The organism is Shewanella maritima (assembly GCF_043643735.1).
GTDB lineage: Bacteria > Pseudomonadota > Gammaproteobacteria > Enterobacterales > Shewanellaceae > Shewanella > Shewanella maritima_A.
In genome coordinates this window covers 97,697-113,892 of record NZ_JBHZSM010000002.1, presented here as the reverse complement: position 1 = coordinate 113,892, position 16,196 = coordinate 97,697, and the positions used below count along the sequence as shown (strand labels likewise).

The 16,196-nt window shown below is 43.0% G+C and carries 17 protein-coding genes; 13 read left to right on the top strand and 4 right to left on the bottom strand.

The features are described 5' to 3' along the window. Positions 1–34: 34 nt before the first annotated feature. The 3 genes from ACHUGF_RS02670 to plsB form a co-directional block, all read right to left on the bottom strand. Positions 35–814 carry a VOC family protein gene (locus tag ACHUGF_RS02670; protein WP_394129236.1) on the bottom strand — a complete coding sequence of 260 codons (780 nt, stop codon included), beginning with the start codon at positions 812–814 and terminating at the stop codon, positions 35–37. A 165-nt stretch (positions 815–979) separates the two neighbouring features. Then, the gene (mtr, locus tag ACHUGF_RS02665; RefSeq protein WP_394129235.1) at positions 980–2,236 is read right to left on the bottom strand and encodes a tryptophan permease; all 1,257 of its coding nucleotides are present in this window, start codon (positions 2,234–2,236) and stop codon (positions 980–982) included. A 5-nt stretch (positions 2,237–2,241) separates the two neighbouring features. Further along, positions 2,242–4,680, bottom strand: a complete 2,439-nt coding sequence (plsB, locus tag ACHUGF_RS02660) for a glycerol-3-phosphate 1-O-acyltransferase PlsB (RefSeq protein ID WP_394129234.1) — start codon at positions 4,678–4,680, stop codon at positions 2,242–2,244. Positions 4,681–5,110: 430 nt separating this feature from the next. On the opposite strand from plsB, the gene lexA reads away from it, so the two are divergent. The 6 genes from lexA (at position 5,111) to ACHUGF_RS02630 (ending at position 11,231) form a co-directional block, all read left to right on the top strand. Beyond that, the gene (gene lexA, locus ACHUGF_RS02655; RefSeq protein WP_394129233.1) at positions 5,111–5,728 is read left to right on the top strand and encodes a transcriptional repressor LexA; all 618 of its coding nucleotides are present in this window, start codon (positions 5,111–5,113) and stop codon (positions 5,726–5,728) included. Next, complete coding sequence (locus ACHUGF_RS02650) at positions 5,725–6,237, top strand: cell division inhibitor SulA (protein ID WP_394129232.1); 513 nt, start codon at positions 5,725–5,727, stop codon at positions 6,235–6,237. Before lexA ends, ACHUGF_RS02650 begins: the two co-directional genes overlap by 4 nt. A gap of 393 nt (positions 6,238–6,630) precedes the next feature. Continuing rightward, positions 6,631–8,184 (top strand): cytochrome c oxidase subunit II, encoded by a 1,554-nt coding sequence (gene coxB, locus ACHUGF_RS02645; protein ID WP_394129231.1) that lies wholly within the window; start codon positions 6,631–6,633, stop codon positions 8,182–8,184. Between the two features lie 12 nt (positions 8,185–8,196). Continuing rightward, positions 8,197–9,795: a cytochrome c oxidase subunit I gene (gene ctaD / locus ACHUGF_RS02640; protein ID WP_394129230.1), complete on the top strand. Its 1,599-nt coding sequence runs from the start codon at positions 8,197–8,199 to the stop codon at positions 9,793–9,795. Next, positions 9,796–10,359 (top strand): cytochrome c oxidase assembly protein, encoded by a 564-nt coding sequence (locus ACHUGF_RS02635; RefSeq protein ID WP_394129229.1) that lies wholly within the window; start codon positions 9,796–9,798, stop codon positions 10,357–10,359. After that, positions 10,356–11,231, top strand: a complete 876-nt coding sequence (locus ACHUGF_RS02630; protein ID WP_394129228.1) for a cytochrome c oxidase subunit 3 — start codon at positions 10,356–10,358, stop codon at positions 11,229–11,231. The genes ACHUGF_RS02635 and ACHUGF_RS02630 overlap by 4 nt, the downstream gene beginning before the upstream one ends. A 17-nt stretch (positions 11,232–11,248) precedes the next feature. Here the strand turns inward: ACHUGF_RS02630 and ACHUGF_RS02625 are convergent, their stop codons facing one another. After that, on the bottom strand, positions 11,249–11,467 hold the full coding sequence (locus ACHUGF_RS02625) for a DUF2909 family protein (protein ID WP_394129227.1): 219 nt from the start codon (positions 11,465–11,467) through the stop codon (positions 11,249–11,251). On the opposite strand from ACHUGF_RS02625, the gene ACHUGF_RS02620 reads away from it, so the two are divergent. From ACHUGF_RS02620 to ACHUGF_RS02590, 7 genes are all read left to right on the top strand, one after another. Next, complete coding sequence (locus ACHUGF_RS02620; RefSeq protein ID WP_394129226.1) at positions 11,451–12,266, top strand: SURF1 family protein; 816 nt, start codon at positions 11,451–11,453, stop codon at positions 12,264–12,266. The two genes, ACHUGF_RS02625 and ACHUGF_RS02620, sit on opposite strands and share 17 nt — an antisense overlap. After that, the gene (locus ACHUGF_RS02615) at positions 12,263–12,814 is read left to right on the top strand and encodes a hypothetical protein (RefSeq protein ID WP_394129225.1); all 552 of its coding nucleotides are present in this window, start codon (positions 12,263–12,265) and stop codon (positions 12,812–12,814) included. The genes ACHUGF_RS02620 and ACHUGF_RS02615 overlap by 4 nt, the downstream gene beginning before the upstream one ends. Continuing rightward, positions 12,814–13,794: a COX15/CtaA family protein gene (locus tag ACHUGF_RS02610; RefSeq protein ID WP_394129224.1), complete on the top strand. Its 981-nt coding sequence runs from the start codon at positions 12,814–12,816 to the stop codon at positions 13,792–13,794. Before ACHUGF_RS02615 ends, ACHUGF_RS02610 begins: the two co-directional genes overlap by 1 nt. 21 nt (positions 13,795–13,815) lie before the next feature. Beyond that, positions 13,816–14,721 (top strand): heme o synthase, encoded by a 906-nt coding sequence (cyoE, locus tag ACHUGF_RS02605; RefSeq protein WP_394129223.1) that lies wholly within the window; start codon positions 13,816–13,818, stop codon positions 14,719–14,721. A gap of 16 nt (positions 14,722–14,737) precedes the next feature. Further along, a complete protein-coding gene (locus ACHUGF_RS02600) occupies positions 14,738–15,361 on the top strand; it encodes an SCO family protein (protein ID WP_394129222.1) in 624 nt (207 codons plus the stop codon). 174 nt (positions 15,362–15,535) lie between these two features. Beyond that, on the top strand, positions 15,536–15,808 hold the full coding sequence (locus ACHUGF_RS02595; RefSeq protein WP_394129221.1) for an STAS domain-containing protein: 273 nt from the start codon (positions 15,536–15,538) through the stop codon (positions 15,806–15,808). 17 nt (positions 15,809–15,825) lie between these two features. Further along, a complete protein-coding gene (locus ACHUGF_RS02590) occupies positions 15,826–16,188 on the top strand; it encodes a response regulator (RefSeq protein WP_394129220.1) in 363 nt (120 codons plus the stop codon). Positions 16,189–16,196 lie beyond the last annotated feature (8 nt).

The following is a 16,196-nucleotide window of genomic DNA, read 5'->3' as shown; positions in this document are numbered from 1 at the left end:
TTCGCCAATGAAATGCTGAAAGGTTAGCGCTAAACTAAGCTCTTTTTAAAAGCGTAATTAAAGAAAACACCGCACCTTGCGGATCATTCACCACGGCAAAACGCCCTACTTCTGGAATATCCGTCGGAGGCACACATATTTTTCCTCCTAAGTGCTCAACTTGCTTCGACATTTGATCACAATCATCCACATCAAAGTAGCTCATCCAATGGGTTGGGATATCCCCCCACTGCTCATCCATCGCTAACATACCACCGATAGGCTGACCATCAGCATGCCACTCTATATACTCAAAATCTTGCATGGGTGTCACTTTAGTGGTTAATCCGAGTGCCTTGCCATAAAATTCAGCTAACGACTGCGTATCACGGCAAGCAAGTTCCACCCAACAAAGTGTATTGGCAATCAATTTCTGTTTAATCCCGCTGTGTTGACCCGCTTGCCACACCGCAAAATTAGCGCCTTCAGGATCCATAAACGCGGCCATTCGCCCGGCATCACCTACATCATGAGGCCCTATCACCAATTGTCCGCCTGCAGCTTTAACCCGCTGCACCGTGATATCAACATCATCCACGGCAAAATAAATTCCCCAGTGACTAGGTGCATCTTTCGCCATTTCAGCCGACATTTGATACATGGCAGCAACTTCATCACCATTGATTTGAAGCGTAGTGTAATGGCCATCTGGCGTTTCCATATCGACAGCATCCCAACCAAATAGTTGTTGGTAAAAGACTTTGCCAGCTTGCCAGTCATGGGTTGCTAACTCTACCCAGCAAGGCTGTCCTTGATTGTACTTTTCAACTTTCATTGTGTTCTCCTAGCGAACTATTGCACACTCTTATTCACAACAATACACGCTTAGCTAATGTGAATATAAGTTAAGCTACTCATGAATTAAAAAGCAAAAAATCCATCTAGTAAAAACAAAAAAAGCCTTCAGATGAAGGCTTTTTGATGACGTTGAAATTATAGCTTAACGATAGATAGGTAATATCTCTGCCATCGCCAGCAGGTGACATGCCGCGGTTAATACACCGAAACCAATCACAATAAATATCAGACCATTACCACCTGGCACTTTGTAGCCATCTGAGTTGGGGTATTTTGCTCTCACTTTATAAGCTAGCAATCCAGGTACAATCACAGCCCAAATGGTTGCCGCTAAAGCCGCAAAGCCAATCGCCATTAAAAAGCCATTAGGAAATAATAGCCCTAGCACTGTCGGTGGAACAAAGGTCACTAATGCGGTTTTTAAGCGCCCTTGACGCGAGTCATCAAAACCGAATAAATCGGCTAGATAATCAAATAACCCAAGTGTCACCCCCAAAAAAGATGACGCAACAGCCAAGTTAGCAAATAGGGTCAACATATTGTTTAGCCATTTACTCTCAATTACGTCAGACAATGCACTCACTAATACGCCCATATTTCCGCCTTGAGCGATAATATCGGTAAACATGCTACGAGGGATATTACCCATGGTCGCCACTAACCAACAGACGTAGATAACTAGCGCAACCGAGGTACCGACAAATATCGCTTTGGTGATGGTTTTAGCGTCTTTACCATAGTACTTCACCAAACTAGGCACGTTGCCCTGATAACCAAAACTGGTTAAACCAAATGGAATTGCAGCCAGCATAAACGGCAAGTAGCTCGGCATGCCATCTGGCTCAGTTAATGTCGAAACATCAATTTCAATTAAGAGGTTGCCAATCGCGAGGAAAAAAGTAATCACCATGCCACCGAGCATGATGGTAGTGATTCTATCTACAGCCTTGGTACTGATCAGTACCACCGTTGATAATACAACTGCAAACACTAACCCCGCGACGCTTTGAGGTAAGCTAATACCTAAATTCGCTAAGCTGTGATTTACAATCGAGCTACCGCCACTTATGTACGCATAAGTTAAGATATACAGTACAAAAGCAATCGAGACACCATTCACGACTCGCCAAAACTGGCCTAAGGTATCTTTGGTGATCGTGTCGAAGCTCGCACCCGGTTTAAAGTGTAAGTTCGCCTCTAACAGAAACAAACCTGAAACCAACATACAAAACCAAACCGCGGCTAACATTGCTACAGAGTAGCCAAACCACATTCCAGCCCCCACAACTGGCAGAGAAAACATCCCTGCTCCAACTGTGGTGCCAGCAATGATCATTGCGCCACCTAATAATGATTTAGTTTGTGAGCGATGCTTCGCTCCATCCATATGGTTTGCCATGGTGTTTAACCGTGCTCCGCAGCCACGCTGTCTACTATTGTTGTTCTCACTGATGAGCGCTGTAAACGATTCACATGCTCTCTAATTCTGATTACATCTTGCTGCTTCTGTTCACTGGCACACAGGTAATTGAGATCTTTTAACTTCACACTTAAGGTGTTGTACAGTTTTTTATCGTAAAACTCTGGTGCTGTAATACCATGCAATTTACCCAACCTTTGCGCCAGTAAATGACTATCACGTTCAAGCTCAGAACGTTCGATTTCAGGCTTAATCGCAAGCAGGTTAAAGATGATGGCGTACCGCTGCATAGTTTCGCTAACAGTTTCTGCGAGTAACATTAACTGTGTGACATATGCCTCATTAACCGTTAGAACATCCGTTCCATCTATTAAACCTTCTGACTGCATTAACGACAAAATGTTATCGATGTAAGCAGGAAGATCTTCAATACCCATAAACAGTTCAGCTTTCATAAGTGGGTATAAGTCGTGAACAATATCGTGAATTTGTTGACGTTCACAGCCTTTAATACGGACTAAACAGCTTGCGATTAATGACGGCAATACCATTAAATGAATAATGTTGTTGCGATAGTAGCTCATGGTTATCGCCACTTTTTCATCAATGGAAATAATTTCGCCAATCGCATCCTTGTTTGACACCATTTTGTTCAATGACAAACATTGATCAACGATAGAAGCACCCGTGCCTTCAACGACCGAAGTAAAGTCGGTATAAGGTACTGCGTTAAGTAGTTTCAAATATAAATCTAATTGCTTCTCAAGCTGAGTACGTTCAAGTGCATTTTGCTCAGATGCAAGGAGTACCAAACTACCTAATGTCACAGATGACACCGCTGCAGCACCGTTAATATTGGTCATCACTGTCGTGGCAAGTTTATTCACAGCAGGCGTTAACCAAGTTGGCTTTTGCTCAGGATCTTGGCTCAACTCTTCACGCCAATCTGCAGATTGTTCAGTTAGAAAGTGTTGCAGATTAATTGGCTCACCAAAATTGACATAACCTTGACCGAAGTTACCTAACTTTCTAATTGCACCAAAGACCTGCCAAACAGACTCTTTTTTCTTTTCCTTACCACGCAATTCTTTATGGTATGTGGCGACTTCCATTACATGGTCATAGCCCAAATAAACAGGGACTAAGGTGACGGGGCGATTAATGCCTCTAAGCACACTGTTCACTGTCATGGCTAACATGCCTGTTTTAGGTGGCAGTAGTCGACCAGTACGTGAGCGACCTCCTTCAGTGAAATATTCTACTGAGTAGCCTTTAGCAAAGAGTTGATCTAAGTACTCACGGAAAACGGCGGTATACAATTTGTTTCCATTAAAGCTACGGCGAATGAAGAACGCACCGCCACGGCGGAAAAGTGGACCAGCAGGCCAGAAATTAAGGTTAATCCCTGCAGCGATATGCGGCGGTACCATACCTTGATAATACAGGATGTACGAAAGTAACAAGTAATCCATATGGCTGCGATGGCAAGGCACATATACGATTTCATGACCATCATGATGTAATTGTCTAATTTGCTCTGCACCACGAATTTTGATGCCGCTGTATAGTTTGTTCCACAACCAAGTTAAGAAGCGCTCAGCGATTCTTACTAAGCTATCAGAATAATCTGCAGCGACTTCATCGATATATTCAACTGCTTTTTCTTTGGCTTTGTCACGGCTAATATTCTTGTTTGCAGCTTCTTCGTCGATGGCCTTTTGAATGGACTCAGATTTTAGAAGAGAAGCAATAAGGGTTTGACGATTAGGTAACTGAGGCCCTGTCATCACTTTGCGTTGGCGATTAAAGTGCACTCGGGCGACACGCGCTAATTTCTGTGCAATTTTTTTATCTGAGCCGTGTTGATCCGCCATATATCTCAACGAAACGGCATTTGAAAACTGTACAAAGTTGTGACGACCTAAAAACAAAATCATCAACCATTTTCGCAACCACGTTGGATTTTGACGCTCTAAGACTGCCGCCTTCATAGTGTCTTCTTCTTTACCTGGGACACGTCCCCAATAAAGGCTAACAGGCACAAGTTGCACATCTAAGCCATCTTGCTGACGGTGTACAGTGAGGATATTTGTAAAATAATCTAAGTATTTATCGCCACTCAAGCGCTCACCAAATAAGGGCTTTCTACCTTCAAGGCAAACGACTCTCGGTACTTTAACGCCTGAGAGCTCTAGGGACTCATAAGGACTAGGCAAGCCATAGTCACTAGTGATTTCACTTAGCGCAGCGGTATCGCTAATGGACTCTGTCTTCATCACATAGATGACAGGCTTGTTAGGGTCTAAGTTCAAGTCATCGATAGGATTATGTGGCACGACTACTGTGTGTACCATCCACTGTTGTATCCAACGAAAAGCTCTTAGCAAGATTGAATCTGGTTTTGACGAATCTGACGTTGACATAAGGCGAATTCAAAATTAGTTGTCATTTATAGTGCCGCATAGGATACCAGAATATGGTCGGCATACACTATTAGTTAAATGAAACCACATAATCACCGTTTGGCTTGCTTATCCAGAATACATGTAACGTTCACACTTTTACTGACTTATTGCAGTAGTAACTGACAATGAAAGAAGAAAACCACTGTATGGGTTATACAGTAGTTATTTATTAAGCCTCAAAAATAGAAAATCTAACAAATAATCGAACTAATATTGATAAGTCCCAAACCTGCCTTTAACTCATATACAGCAAGGCTTTAATGCATATCCGCATCAAGAACATTTTGCTGAAAAAACATAAAATATACAGATTATCAATGGTTAATACTTGCGCAACCCAAAACACTGTATATAATAACAGTCACTGTATAAAAAAACAGGATTCAACATGAGACCATTAACACCACGCCAAGCTGAGATTTTAGAATTAATCAAAAGCAATATTGCTGAAACAGGCATGCCGCCGACACGTGCTGAGATTGCCAAACGTTTAGGCTTTAAAAGTGCTAATGCCGCTGAAGAGCACTTAAAAGCACTGGCGCGTAAAGGGTGTATTGAGATCATGCCTGGTACTTCTCGCGGTATTCGCTTACCGCAAGAAGAAACTCAACCAGATTTAGGCTTGCCATTGATTGGTCAAGTTGCCGCTGGTGAACCAATCCTCGCTCAGGAACATGTTGAACAACATTATCAAGTCGACCCAAGCATGTTTAAACCTGCTGCTGATTTTTTACTGCGTGTTCGTGGCGACAGTATGAAAGATATAGGCATATTAGAGGGTGACTTGCTTGCCGTGCATAAGATGCAACAAGCGCGAAATGGACAAGTTGTCGTAGCCCGTGTTGAAGATGAAGTCACTGTTAAGCGTTTTGAAAAAACAGGCAATACAGTCTTGCTTCACGCTGAGAATGAAGAGTATTCACCCATTAAAGTCGACCTCACATGTGAGAGTTTATCAATTGAAGGCTTAGCTGTAGGTGTGATCAGAAATGGAGATTGGCAATGAACAAATTACTAGGGACTGCCCCAAAACACCCGGGCTTATGGCGTGATGAACACTTCAATTCTGCAGAGGTTGCTGCGCCAACGAGCATCAATACTGTTCGCTCAACTTCTCATGGACAAGATGAACTATCTGCACTAGCACCGCAATTAGCCACGCTGAGTAAGCAAGGACGTTGGATTGTTTTAATCAACCCACCTCATATTCATTATAAACAAATGCTGGCCAATGCTGGGGTTCAAATGGATAAAGTATTGCTAGTGCACAGTAAAGATGAAGTAGAAACCTTATGGGCCACTGAAAAAGCCCTTACTAATGGTACTTCTAGTGCAGTTGTCACTTGGATAAACGACTTAGATCAACGAGATAATCGTCGTTTACAACTCGTGGCCAAAAGTGCTCGTGCACTCGGTCTTGTGATTCAGGCACAAGCAGAGACCTCGACCAATCCCACCAGTTTTGCTGTTTCAAATATGGTTTCACCAGCAACAAATTTCACTTCTTTTCATTAGTGTAAATTTAAATAAATACCAAGCCCTGCCACAGTTGCAGGGCTTTTTCTTATCTTTTTTCAAGAAATTAACCACAAAAGTGATCTTGATCAATGTTTGAACACCAAGTAGTGTTGTTAACAAGGGTGAAACATTTAGCCCTCGAAATAAAAGCACTTAGCCAAAATATATTGGCATACAGTGTGAATTTTATTGATAAGTTCAGTCGTAGGTATCCATCGCGGTTTTTTAAATAAGTTGTCGTGCAGTAAATATTAATCATTTACCAACCGCTCTCGATACTTTGAAGTCATCAAGCTTTTTTTTGGGAACCGAAGAGTTTGCATAGAGCAGAGACTTACTGTGTGACTCTTCTTTGTAGTTGCTATTCGCAATTGGCAGAGGAGAAGTCTTGTGAAGCAATGGTTGTATTGTTTACTGGCGGTACTTGTTGTACCTCCTTTCGGGGCAAGCGCAATGCCCCTCAACATGACAAAGGGTGTAACAGATATTAGTGGCCGTGTGTATGACTTACACATGATCATTTTATATATTTGCTGTGCTATTGGTCTGGTGGTTTTTGGAATCATGATTTACTCCATGATTTACCACCGCAAATCTAGAGGCGTCAAACCAGCTAGTTTTCACGAAAGTACGAAAGTGGAAATAGCATGGACTGTGGTGCCATTCATAATCCTTATTGGCATGGCTATCCCTGCAACCAAAACATTGATTGCAATGGAAGATCCATCGAATGCTGACCTGACAATTAAGGTCACAGGCTCTCAGTGGAAGTGGCATTACAGCTATTTCAATGAAGGAGTTGAATTCTTTAGCGTTCTTTCAACGCCAATGGATCAAATTACCGGTGACGGCACCAAAACAGAAACTTATCTACTGGAAGTTGATAAGCCGTTAGTGATTCCGACTAATCGTAAAGTTAGATTCTTGATGACATCAGATGATGTTATCCACTCATGGTGGGTACCAGACTTTGCTGTGAAGAAAGATGCTAACCCAGGGTTTATTAATGAAGCTTGGACGAAAGTTGACAAACCTGGTACTTACCGCGGTCAGTGTGCTGAACTTTGTGGTAAAGACCATGGCTTCATGCCCGTGGTTGTGGAAGTGCTACCTGAAGCAGAGTATGACGCATGGTTGCTCGCACAAAAGCAAGCAGCCAAAGATGCGCAAGCTGCTGCACAAGCTTCACTTTCTGAAACGCTAAGCATGGAAGAGCTAATGACACGTGGCGAACAAGTCTATATGTCAACCTGTGCAGCATGTCACCAACCAAATGGTGCAGGCTTACCCGGTGTTTTCCCATCCCTTATTGGTAGCCCATTAATTAAAGGCGATATCAATGATCATATTGATATTGTAGTTAATGGTATGCCAGGTACAGCTATGCAGTCATTTTCAAAACAGTTATCTGCTAAAGATATCGCAGCAGTGGTGACATACGAGCGAAATGCATGGGGTAATGACTCTGGCGATACCGTTCAAGCAATTGATGTCAATAATCTCTCAGCTGGTGAGGGTGCTTCAGCTGCAGCCGAAACGGCTGAGCAAGTGGCAACAGACATCGCTGATGAAGTGAAGCAGATAGCTGAACAAGTCCCTGAAGTGGCAACTGCTGAAGTTGATTTATCTGAAGCGACGCACGAGCAACTGATGGCAGAAGGTGAACAAGTGTATATGACCAGTTGTATGGCATGTCACCAAGCTAATGGTGCTGGCCTGCCAGGCGCTTTCCCTTCTCTTATTAAGAGTCCAATTATCACGGGTGAAATTGCTGGCCATATCGATATGGTTAAAAACGGTAAACCTGGCACAGCGATGCAAGGCTTTGCTGCCGTATTGTCACCTAGGCAAATGGCTGCAGTTATTACATACGAGCGAAATGCTTGGGGTAATGACTCTGGCGATACAGTTCAAGCCTTAGATGTTGATAGTCACGGACAGTAGGAGAGTGGAAACATGAGCACAGCAACACACGAACAAACTGTCGAGCATGATCACCATGATGAGCATCATGGTGCGCCTAAAGGGATCATGCGTTGGCTATTATCCACAAACCATAAAGATATTGGTTCATTATATTTATGGTTTAGTTTCATTATGTTTTTAACTGGCGGCGCCATGGCAATGGTTATCCGCGCAGAGCTATTTCAACCGGGCTTGCAATTAGTCGAGCCTAATTTCTTTAATCAAATGACCACTGTACATGGTCTCATCATGGTATTTGGTGCAGTAATGCCGGCCTTTACGGGGCTAGCAAACTGGCTGATCCCTATGATGATTGGTGCACCAGACATGGCATTGCCAAGGATGAATAACTGGAGCTTTTGGATCCTACCTTTTGCCTTTTCAATGTTAATTGGGTCACTTTTTATGGAAGGTGGGGGGCCCAACTTTGGTTGGACATTCTACGCACCACTTTCAACCACTTACAGTCCTGACACAACCGCACTATTTGTATTCTCAGTGCACATTATGGGGATAAGCTCCATCATGGGTGCTATTAACGTGATTGTGACTATTGTTAACATGCGCGCACCTGGCATGACTTGGATGAAGCTGCCTTTATTTGTATGGACTTGGTTAATTACTGCATTCTTGCTCATTGCGGTAATGCCGGTACTAGCAGGCGTGGTAACCATGGTTTTAACCGACAAATACTTTGGTACTAGCTTTTTTGATGCTGCTGGCGGTGGCGATCCAGTGATGTTTCAACACATCTTTTGGTTCTTTGGACACCCTGAAGTTTACATCATGATTTTACCGTCATTCGGTATCATTTCAGCCATTGTACCTGCCTTTAGCCGTAAAAGACTGTTTGGTTATTCCTCAATGGTGTATGCAACGGCGAGTATTGCGGTGCTGTCCTTCCTTGTATGGGCACACCACATGTTCACCACAGGCATGCCAGTATTTGCAGAATTGTTTTTCATGTATTGCACCATGTTGATTGCTGTTCCTACAGGGGTAAAAGTATTCAACTGGGTAGCCACTATGTGGCGCGGTTCAATGACATTTGAAACACCTATGCTGTTTTCACTGGCATTTATTATCCTGTTCACTATTGGTGGATTTTCTGGACTTATGTTGGCCATTACACCCGCAGATTTCCAATACCATGACACCTATTTTGTCGTTGCACACTTCCACTATGTACTGGTTTCAGGGGCCATTTTCTCCATCATGGCTGCTGCGTATTACTGGCTCCCAAAATGGACTGGCTATATGTATGACGAAACCTTAGGGCGCTGGCACTTCTGGTGTTCGGTGATTTCAGTAAACGTGTTGTTCTTCCCAATGCACTTCCTTGGTTTAGCAGGAATGCCACGCCGGATCCCAGACTATGCTATTCAGTTCGCTGATGTGAACCAAATCGTGTCAATTGGTGGATTTGCCTTTGGTTTATCACAGTTAATTTTCTTAGCTGTAGTAATCAAATGTATTCGCGGTGGTGAAAAAGCACCGGCTAAACCATGGGAAGGTGCGGAAGGGTTAGAGTGGACAATTCCAAGCCCTGCACCTTATCACTCATTTACTACACCACCAGAGGTGAAATAGATGAGTCAGCAACCAAAATCAAACCGTAAATTACTGACCTTACTCGTATTAGGTTGCGTCGGCATGTTCGGCTTTGGTTTTGCGTTGGTGCCACTTTACGACGTACTGTGCGATGCATTAGGCATTAATGGCAAAACGAGTAGCACTGCCAGCACTTACGAAGCTGTGGTTGTAGATAAGAATCGACTAATTACTGTTGAGTTTATTGCCCATGTGCAATCGGGAATGGCTTGGGAGTTTACTCCTCAAGTCAACCGAATCGAAGTCCACCCAGGTGAACTCACTCACGCTAAGTTTCTAGCGCATAACTTATCGACAAAAGATACCGTAGGCCAAGCTATTCCTTCAGTTTCACCTGGGCAAGGCGCGGCATATTTTAATAAAACGGAATGCTTTTGCTTTAATCAACAACCACTGGCGGCATCAGCCACTGCTGAACTTCCTCTCATTTTTTATGTGGATCCTGATTTACCTGAATCCATCAATACACTGACTCTCTCTTATACCCTCTTCGACATCACCGACAAGGTTGGTGGCTCGGCTGAGCAAGGAGCAGCAAAATGACAACGAAACATGAAAATTACTATGTGCCAGCTCAGAGCATCTGGCCAATTACCGGCGCGATAGGCTTATTTTTAATCGCCTTTGGTGCAGGTAGCTATATTCAACAATTATCGACTACTGATAGCTCAGGTGGTTACATTCTCATCGCCGGCATAGCCGTCATAATATTCATGATATTTGGCTGGTTTAAAAATGTGATCGATGAATCGATGTCAGGCCTATATTCGGCACAGATGGATCGCTCATTCCGCCAAGGGATGAGTTGGTTTATCTTCTCTGAGGTCATGTTCTTCGGCGCGTTTTTTGGTGCGCTGTTCTATGCCCGCATGTTTTCAGTGCCTTGGCTAGGAGGTTCATCAAATAACTTGATGACCCATGAGGTACTATGGCCTACTTTTGAAGCCATGTGGCCTTTAATAAAAACGCCAGATGGCACCACCACTGAAGCTATGCCTTGGACTGGCTTACCGTTAATTAACACCATCTTACTGGTGACATCGTCAGTAACACTCCATTTTGCCCACACTAGCCTAGAGAAATCTAAGCGTACGCCACTAAAAATTTGGCTCGCGATTACGATTTTATTAGGTGTTGCCTTCTTGTATTTGCAAGTTATGGAGTATACCCATGCTTACCATGAGATGGGACTAACACTGGAGTCAGGGATCTACGGTAACACGTTCTTCTTATTGACTGGGTTTCACGGAATGCACGTTACCTTAGGAACTGTATTCTTAATCGTGTTGTTTTTCAGAGTGTTAAAAGGTCACTTTACCCCTGAAAAGCAATTCGCGTTTGAGTCAGGTAGTTGGTATTGGCATTTTGTTGATGTGGTGTGGTTATGTCTATTCGTTTTCGTATACGTAATCTAGTCACATCATTTGTGTCACTAATATGGTCGTGGATTAGGCGTAACTAAGCCTAATCCCATGACCAGCAATAATAGCAGTATCACAATTGCAGAGAACAACACCCGTTTACCTAAAAACGGACTCATCGATTGACTGCTATCCCCTTTAACAAGAATAAACAAGGCTTTAGCTAAGTTAAACAAGATGAATATAAGCAGTAGCACTAAGACTAACTTAACGATGAATGAGGTTGTCACTGGCAGTCCTTTGAAGCGTTATAGCTTGTCAATTGTGTTTTTTATCATCATTACTGTGGCGGTATTTAGTATTTTGGTCAAGTTAGGGTTATGGCAACTCGATCGCGCCCAAAAGAAAAATCAATGGCAGCAAACCCTGTCTGAAAGGCAGCAACGAAGTCAGCTGAGTTTTGCACAATTACAATCACTCATCACCGAACAATCCCACTTGAATAATGAATTTGCTAGTCTCACTGGTTATCAAGTGAAACTCAGTGCGACTCCCGTTGCGCAAACAGTCATTCTGCTGGATAACCAAGTCTATCAAGGGCAAGTAGGGTACCTAGCATTACAGGCGTTTAGTGTTGAGGTTGGCCAGCCTTGGATACTGGTTGAGCTAGGGTTTACCCCAGCCAGTAAAGACCGTCGTGAGTTACCGAAAATACAACCGCTCTCTCAGCTGCCAATCACGATTGAAGGTCGTATTTATCAGAAACAACTTAATGTCGTCAGCCACCAGCTCATGGCGGAATTAAGTCAACCAATGCGTATTCAAAACCTCAACATTGGTGAGTTAGAACATGTACTAAAACACCCGATTTTACCGACTGTATTACAACCTAATGCTTTACCTGAGATATCGCTGCCACACCCTTGGCAACCTATCCCACTTTCCGCACAAAAACACCAAGGGTATGCCTTGCAATGGTTCACCATGGCTGGCGTATTTTTATGCTTAATGCTGTGGATTGCTGCCAAGTTTACCCGCAGACAACGCCCTATCGTCACTCAACAACATGCAAAAGAGGAGAGAGTATGAACTCCCAAGTTAAACGAAGCCGTAAGTCACTATTATTATTGTTAGCCGTTTTTATATTACCTATCGCGGCCGCTAAATTAGTGTTGAGCTTTGACTTGTATCAAGGCGGCGCAACCAATAAAGGTCAACTGTTTGATAATAATATGTCTTATCAAAGCTTGAATATGGAAAACCCTTCACCACAACATTGGCAAGTCGTGTTTTTAATGCCTCAGCGGTGTACAGAACAATGCCAAGAGCGACTGTATATTCTCAACCAAAGTTATATCGCACTTGGCAAAGGGCGTGACAGAGTGACACCGGTGATTGCCACAACGGCTAGCAGTGACACCGGAGCATTATCTGAGCTCAATATTGACTTCGCCACGGTTAAGGCATCACCTGAGTTTGCCCAATTACTCACTCAGCAAAATATGATCATTATTGACCCGTTAGGCTCGCTTGTAATGGATTATCCTGCTGTGCAAGGTCAGCAGCAGAACATTGCATTAGGTAAATCAATGATTGCTGATCTTCGCAAAATGCTGAAATTGTCTAGGGTGGGCTAATGAATATTAACACGTTAATTAAACTCACCTTAGTGTTCACCCTAATGGTGATATTGATGGGCGCCTATACGCGTTTATCAGATGCAGGCCTAGGCTGCCCAGATTGGCCGGGGTGCTACGGTCAAATTATCGTGCCTAGTGATTCAGATGAAATTTCACAAGCTCAAAATCAATTTCCTGAGAGAAAGTTAGAGCAAGATAAAGCTTGGCTTGAAATGATCCATCGCTATATTGCCGGTGCGCTTGGGTTAATGGTATTGGCCATTTTAATCATGTGCTTACGCAATAAAGAGGCACCAAAAAAGCTGCCAATGTTTATTTCTGCGTTAATCATCTTTCAAGCTGCATTAGGCATGTGGACTGTGACAATGAAGCTCATGCCCATTGTGGTGATGTCTCATTTAATTGGCGGTTTTTCGCTTTTCTCTCTAATGCTATTGCTCTATTTACGCAACAAAAAGATTCGTATTCCTGGCGGCGATAGCTACGCAAGACAATTTGCCCCGCTGGCTATGGCGGGATTATTAGTGCTCGTCGTGCAAATTATGCTGGGAGGCTGGACATCATCAAACTATGCGGCCTTATCATGTACAACCTTGCCTATCTGTGAGGGCGATTGGCTAGGTAACCTGCAATTTGCTAAGGCATTCTCGCCTTTTCAAGGTGATCACCCAAGCTTTGAGTTTGGTGTACTCGATTACCCTGCACGCATGACTATCCACGTTAGCCACCGCATCTGGGGCATAGTCACGGCGATTGTATTACTCATGTTGGCGATAAAGTTAGTCAAGTCACACTCTTCTATCATGCGCAATAGTGCTTATGTCTTGCTATTGCTTCTAACCGTTCAAATTGGACTGGGGATCAGTAATATTGTGATGCACTTACCGTTAGGGATTGCTGTATCTCACAATGGTGGAGCCGCATTGTTATTACTGAATATGGTATTTATAAATTACGTTATTTTGCGCAAAGCATAATGGCAAATTGAGGGAATAATTATGTCTAAACCCATTAGCTTGACTCAACCAACAACAATATCTTTGCAATGGCGCGCATATTTTGAAATGACCAAACCCAAGGTTGTAGCACTCATGCTACTTACCGTTTTAGTCGGTATGTGCTTAGCCTTGCCACATACCGTGCCATTACAACCTTTAGTATTTGGCTTGCTTGGCATAGGTTTGATGTCGGGGTCCGCAGCCGCTTTTAACCATTTAATTGACCGAAGAATAGATGGCTTAATGGCACGAACCTACAACCGCCCTTTACCTAAGGGAAAAATATCAACGGTTAAAGCGAGCACTTTTGCAGTCTCGATTGGCTTACTGGGATTTGTTTTACTCTATGCATTAGTCAACCCACTCACTGCTTGGTTAACGTTTGCCAGCCTGATTGGCTACGCGGTGATTTATACCGCTTATCTCAAACGAGCGACACCGCAAAATATCGTTATTGGTGGGTTAGCAGGTGCAATGCCACCTTTATTAGGTTGGACCGCTGTCACCAATGAGCTTCATGGTAATGCACTGTTATTGGTTATTATTATTTTTACTTGGACACCGCCCCACTTTTGGGCGCTTGCGATTCATCGTCAAAAAGAATATGCAAAAGTCGACATTCCGATGCTGCCAGTGACTCATGGTATTGAGTTTACCAAAACCTGTATTTTGCTATATACCCTATTACTCGCCATCGCTTGCTTATTACCTGTATTGGTCGGCATGTCAGGTCCCCTATATCTGATTGGTTCAACACTGCTCAGTTGTGGCTTTATTGTCAAAGCATGGCAATTAAAATATCGTGACAAGCCTGGGTTTGCGATGAATGTGTTTAAGTTTTCCATTTATCACTTAATGATTTTGTTTATTGTATTGTTAGTCGATCATTACCTATGGGTAAACTAATCAGAAAGGTGTCTACATGAAAAAATGGATTGTACTTGCCATTGTGATGCTCACTCTGGGCGCTTGGTTTGCATCTGCATCAAGGAATGCTACCCCAGAACTAAGTAGCAGTTATATTTTTGATAACCCAAGACCCTTGGCTCAATTTAATTTGCATGACCAGTATGGTAATGCTTTCACTAATGCGGATTTGCAAGGTAAATGGACACTGTTTTTTATTGGATTTACTTCTTGCCCAGATGTTTGCCCGACCACTTTGAATAAATTAACTGCAGCCTATCCTCAACTGCAGGCAATAGATGAGTCTATTCAAGTGGTGTTTGTATCTGCCGATCCAGCTAGGGACTCTCAAGCTAAACTCCTAGATTATATTAACTTTTTCAATAAAGATTTTAAGGCTGTCACTGCAGATCACAGTGTACTATTTCCTTTCAGCCGCGACTTAGGGTTTAGCTATGCTATGGTTGGCGATGACGACAACTACCAAGTCGATCATAGTGCTTCGTATGTTTTAGTATCACCTGCTGGTATTAAAACAGCTGTGTTCAAAACACAAATACAACCAGGCGAAGCACCACAAATCAAAAACAAAGACTTAATCGAAGATTTCAAACAGATTGTCTCTTCATCACCTTCATAGTTAATGTAGTAAGTCATGTCAGAAACAGCTTGTCACGACTTACTACAACTTTCGGTTTACATTCCAAGCATGCCTGAGTAAATTTAATGGAATAAATTTGTTATTTTTCAATAAATCGCCGCAAAATGTGTCTATATTTATTGAGAAGACCTTAACCGAGAAGTCGGAATTATCATGGCAGATATCGAGATTGATTTAGGCAAGGAAATAACCATTCGTAATATCCAACCCCTTTATCATTCAATGTTGAATCAGCTTGATGCGAATGATGACATAACACTCAATGCCCACCAGCTTGAAAGGCTTGATACAGCCGGAGCTCAGTGCCTATACCTGTTCCAGCAAAGCTGCGAAAAAAGAGGGGTAAAGCTAAGTTGGTTGCATGCCGATAATGAGTTAGTCAGTCAGCTATCGCAATTTGGCATACACATTCTGGAAGAAACCTAATAAAAGGACTGTTCTACATGAAAAAGATCCTTGCCGTAGATGACTCAACATCTATGCGACAAATGGTCAGCTTTACGCTAAAAACGGCCGGATATGATGTCACTGAAGCTGCTGACGGAGAGCAAGCATTATCACTCGCGCAGCAAACTGAGTTCGATTTGGTTATATCCGACATCAATATGCCCGTCATGGACGGGATAACGCTTATTAAGCATCTTCGCGCCTTGCAAACATATAAGTTTACTCCCCTACTTATGCTGACAACGGAATCCAGCCCAGAGAAAAAGCAAGAAGGCAGAGCCGCTGGTGCAACTGGCTGGATAGTAAAACCCTTCAACCCTGAGCAACTGCTTGCCACTGCAAAGAAAGTATTGCGCTAACGAAGGAA

What these genes read in the sequence shown, in the direction of transcription:
- ACHUGF_RS02615 (WP_394129225.1), top strand. Translation starts at nt 12,263, where the DNA reads ATGAACTCCCAAGTTAAACGAAGCCGTAAGTCACTATTATTATTGTTA.
- ACHUGF_RS02630 (WP_394129228.1), top strand. Translation starts at nt 10,356, where the DNA reads ATGACAACGAAACATGAAAATTACTATGTGCCAGCTCAGAGCATCTGG.
- ACHUGF_RS02610 (WP_394129224.1), top strand. Translation starts at nt 12,814, where the DNA reads ATGAATATTAACACGTTAATTAAACTCACCTTAGTGTTCACCCTAATG.
- ACHUGF_RS02650 (WP_394129232.1), top strand. Translation starts at nt 5,725, where the DNA reads ATGAACAAATTACTAGGGACTGCCCCAAAACACCCGGGCTTATGGCGT.
- ctaD (WP_394129230.1), top strand. Translation starts at nt 8,197, where the DNA reads ATGAGCACAGCAACACACGAACAAACTGTCGAGCATGATCACCATGAT.
- ACHUGF_RS02595 (WP_394129221.1), top strand. Translation starts at nt 15,536, where the DNA reads ATGGCAGATATCGAGATTGATTTAGGCAAGGAAATAACCATTCGTAAT.
- lexA (WP_394129233.1), top strand. Translation starts at nt 5,111, where the DNA reads ATGAGACCATTAACACCACGCCAAGCTGAGATTTTAGAATTAATCAAA.
- cyoE (WP_394129223.1), top strand. Translation starts at nt 13,816, where the DNA reads ATGTCTAAACCCATTAGCTTGACTCAACCAACAACAATATCTTTGCAA.
- ACHUGF_RS02670 (WP_394129236.1), bottom strand. Translation starts at nt 814, where the DNA reads ATGAAAGTTGAAAAGTACAATCAAGGACAGCCTTGCTGGGTAGAGTTA.
- ACHUGF_RS02600 (WP_394129222.1), top strand. Translation starts at nt 14,738, where the DNA reads ATGAAAAAATGGATTGTACTTGCCATTGTGATGCTCACTCTGGGCGCT.
- ACHUGF_RS02620 (WP_394129226.1), top strand. Translation starts at nt 11,451, where the DNA reads ATGAATGAGGTTGTCACTGGCAGTCCTTTGAAGCGTTATAGCTTGTCA.
- plsB (WP_394129234.1), bottom strand. Translation starts at nt 4,680, where the DNA reads ATGTCAACGTCAGATTCGTCAAAACCAGATTCAATCTTGCTAAGAGCT.
- ACHUGF_RS02590 (WP_394129220.1), top strand. Translation starts at nt 15,826, where the DNA reads ATGAAAAAGATCCTTGCCGTAGATGACTCAACATCTATGCGACAAATG.
- mtr (WP_394129235.1), bottom strand. Translation starts at nt 2,236, where the DNA reads ATGGCAAACCATATGGATGGAGCGAAGCATCGCTCACAAACTAAATCA.
- ACHUGF_RS02635 (WP_394129229.1), top strand. Translation starts at nt 9,796, where the DNA reads ATGAGTCAGCAACCAAAATCAAACCGTAAATTACTGACCTTACTCGTA.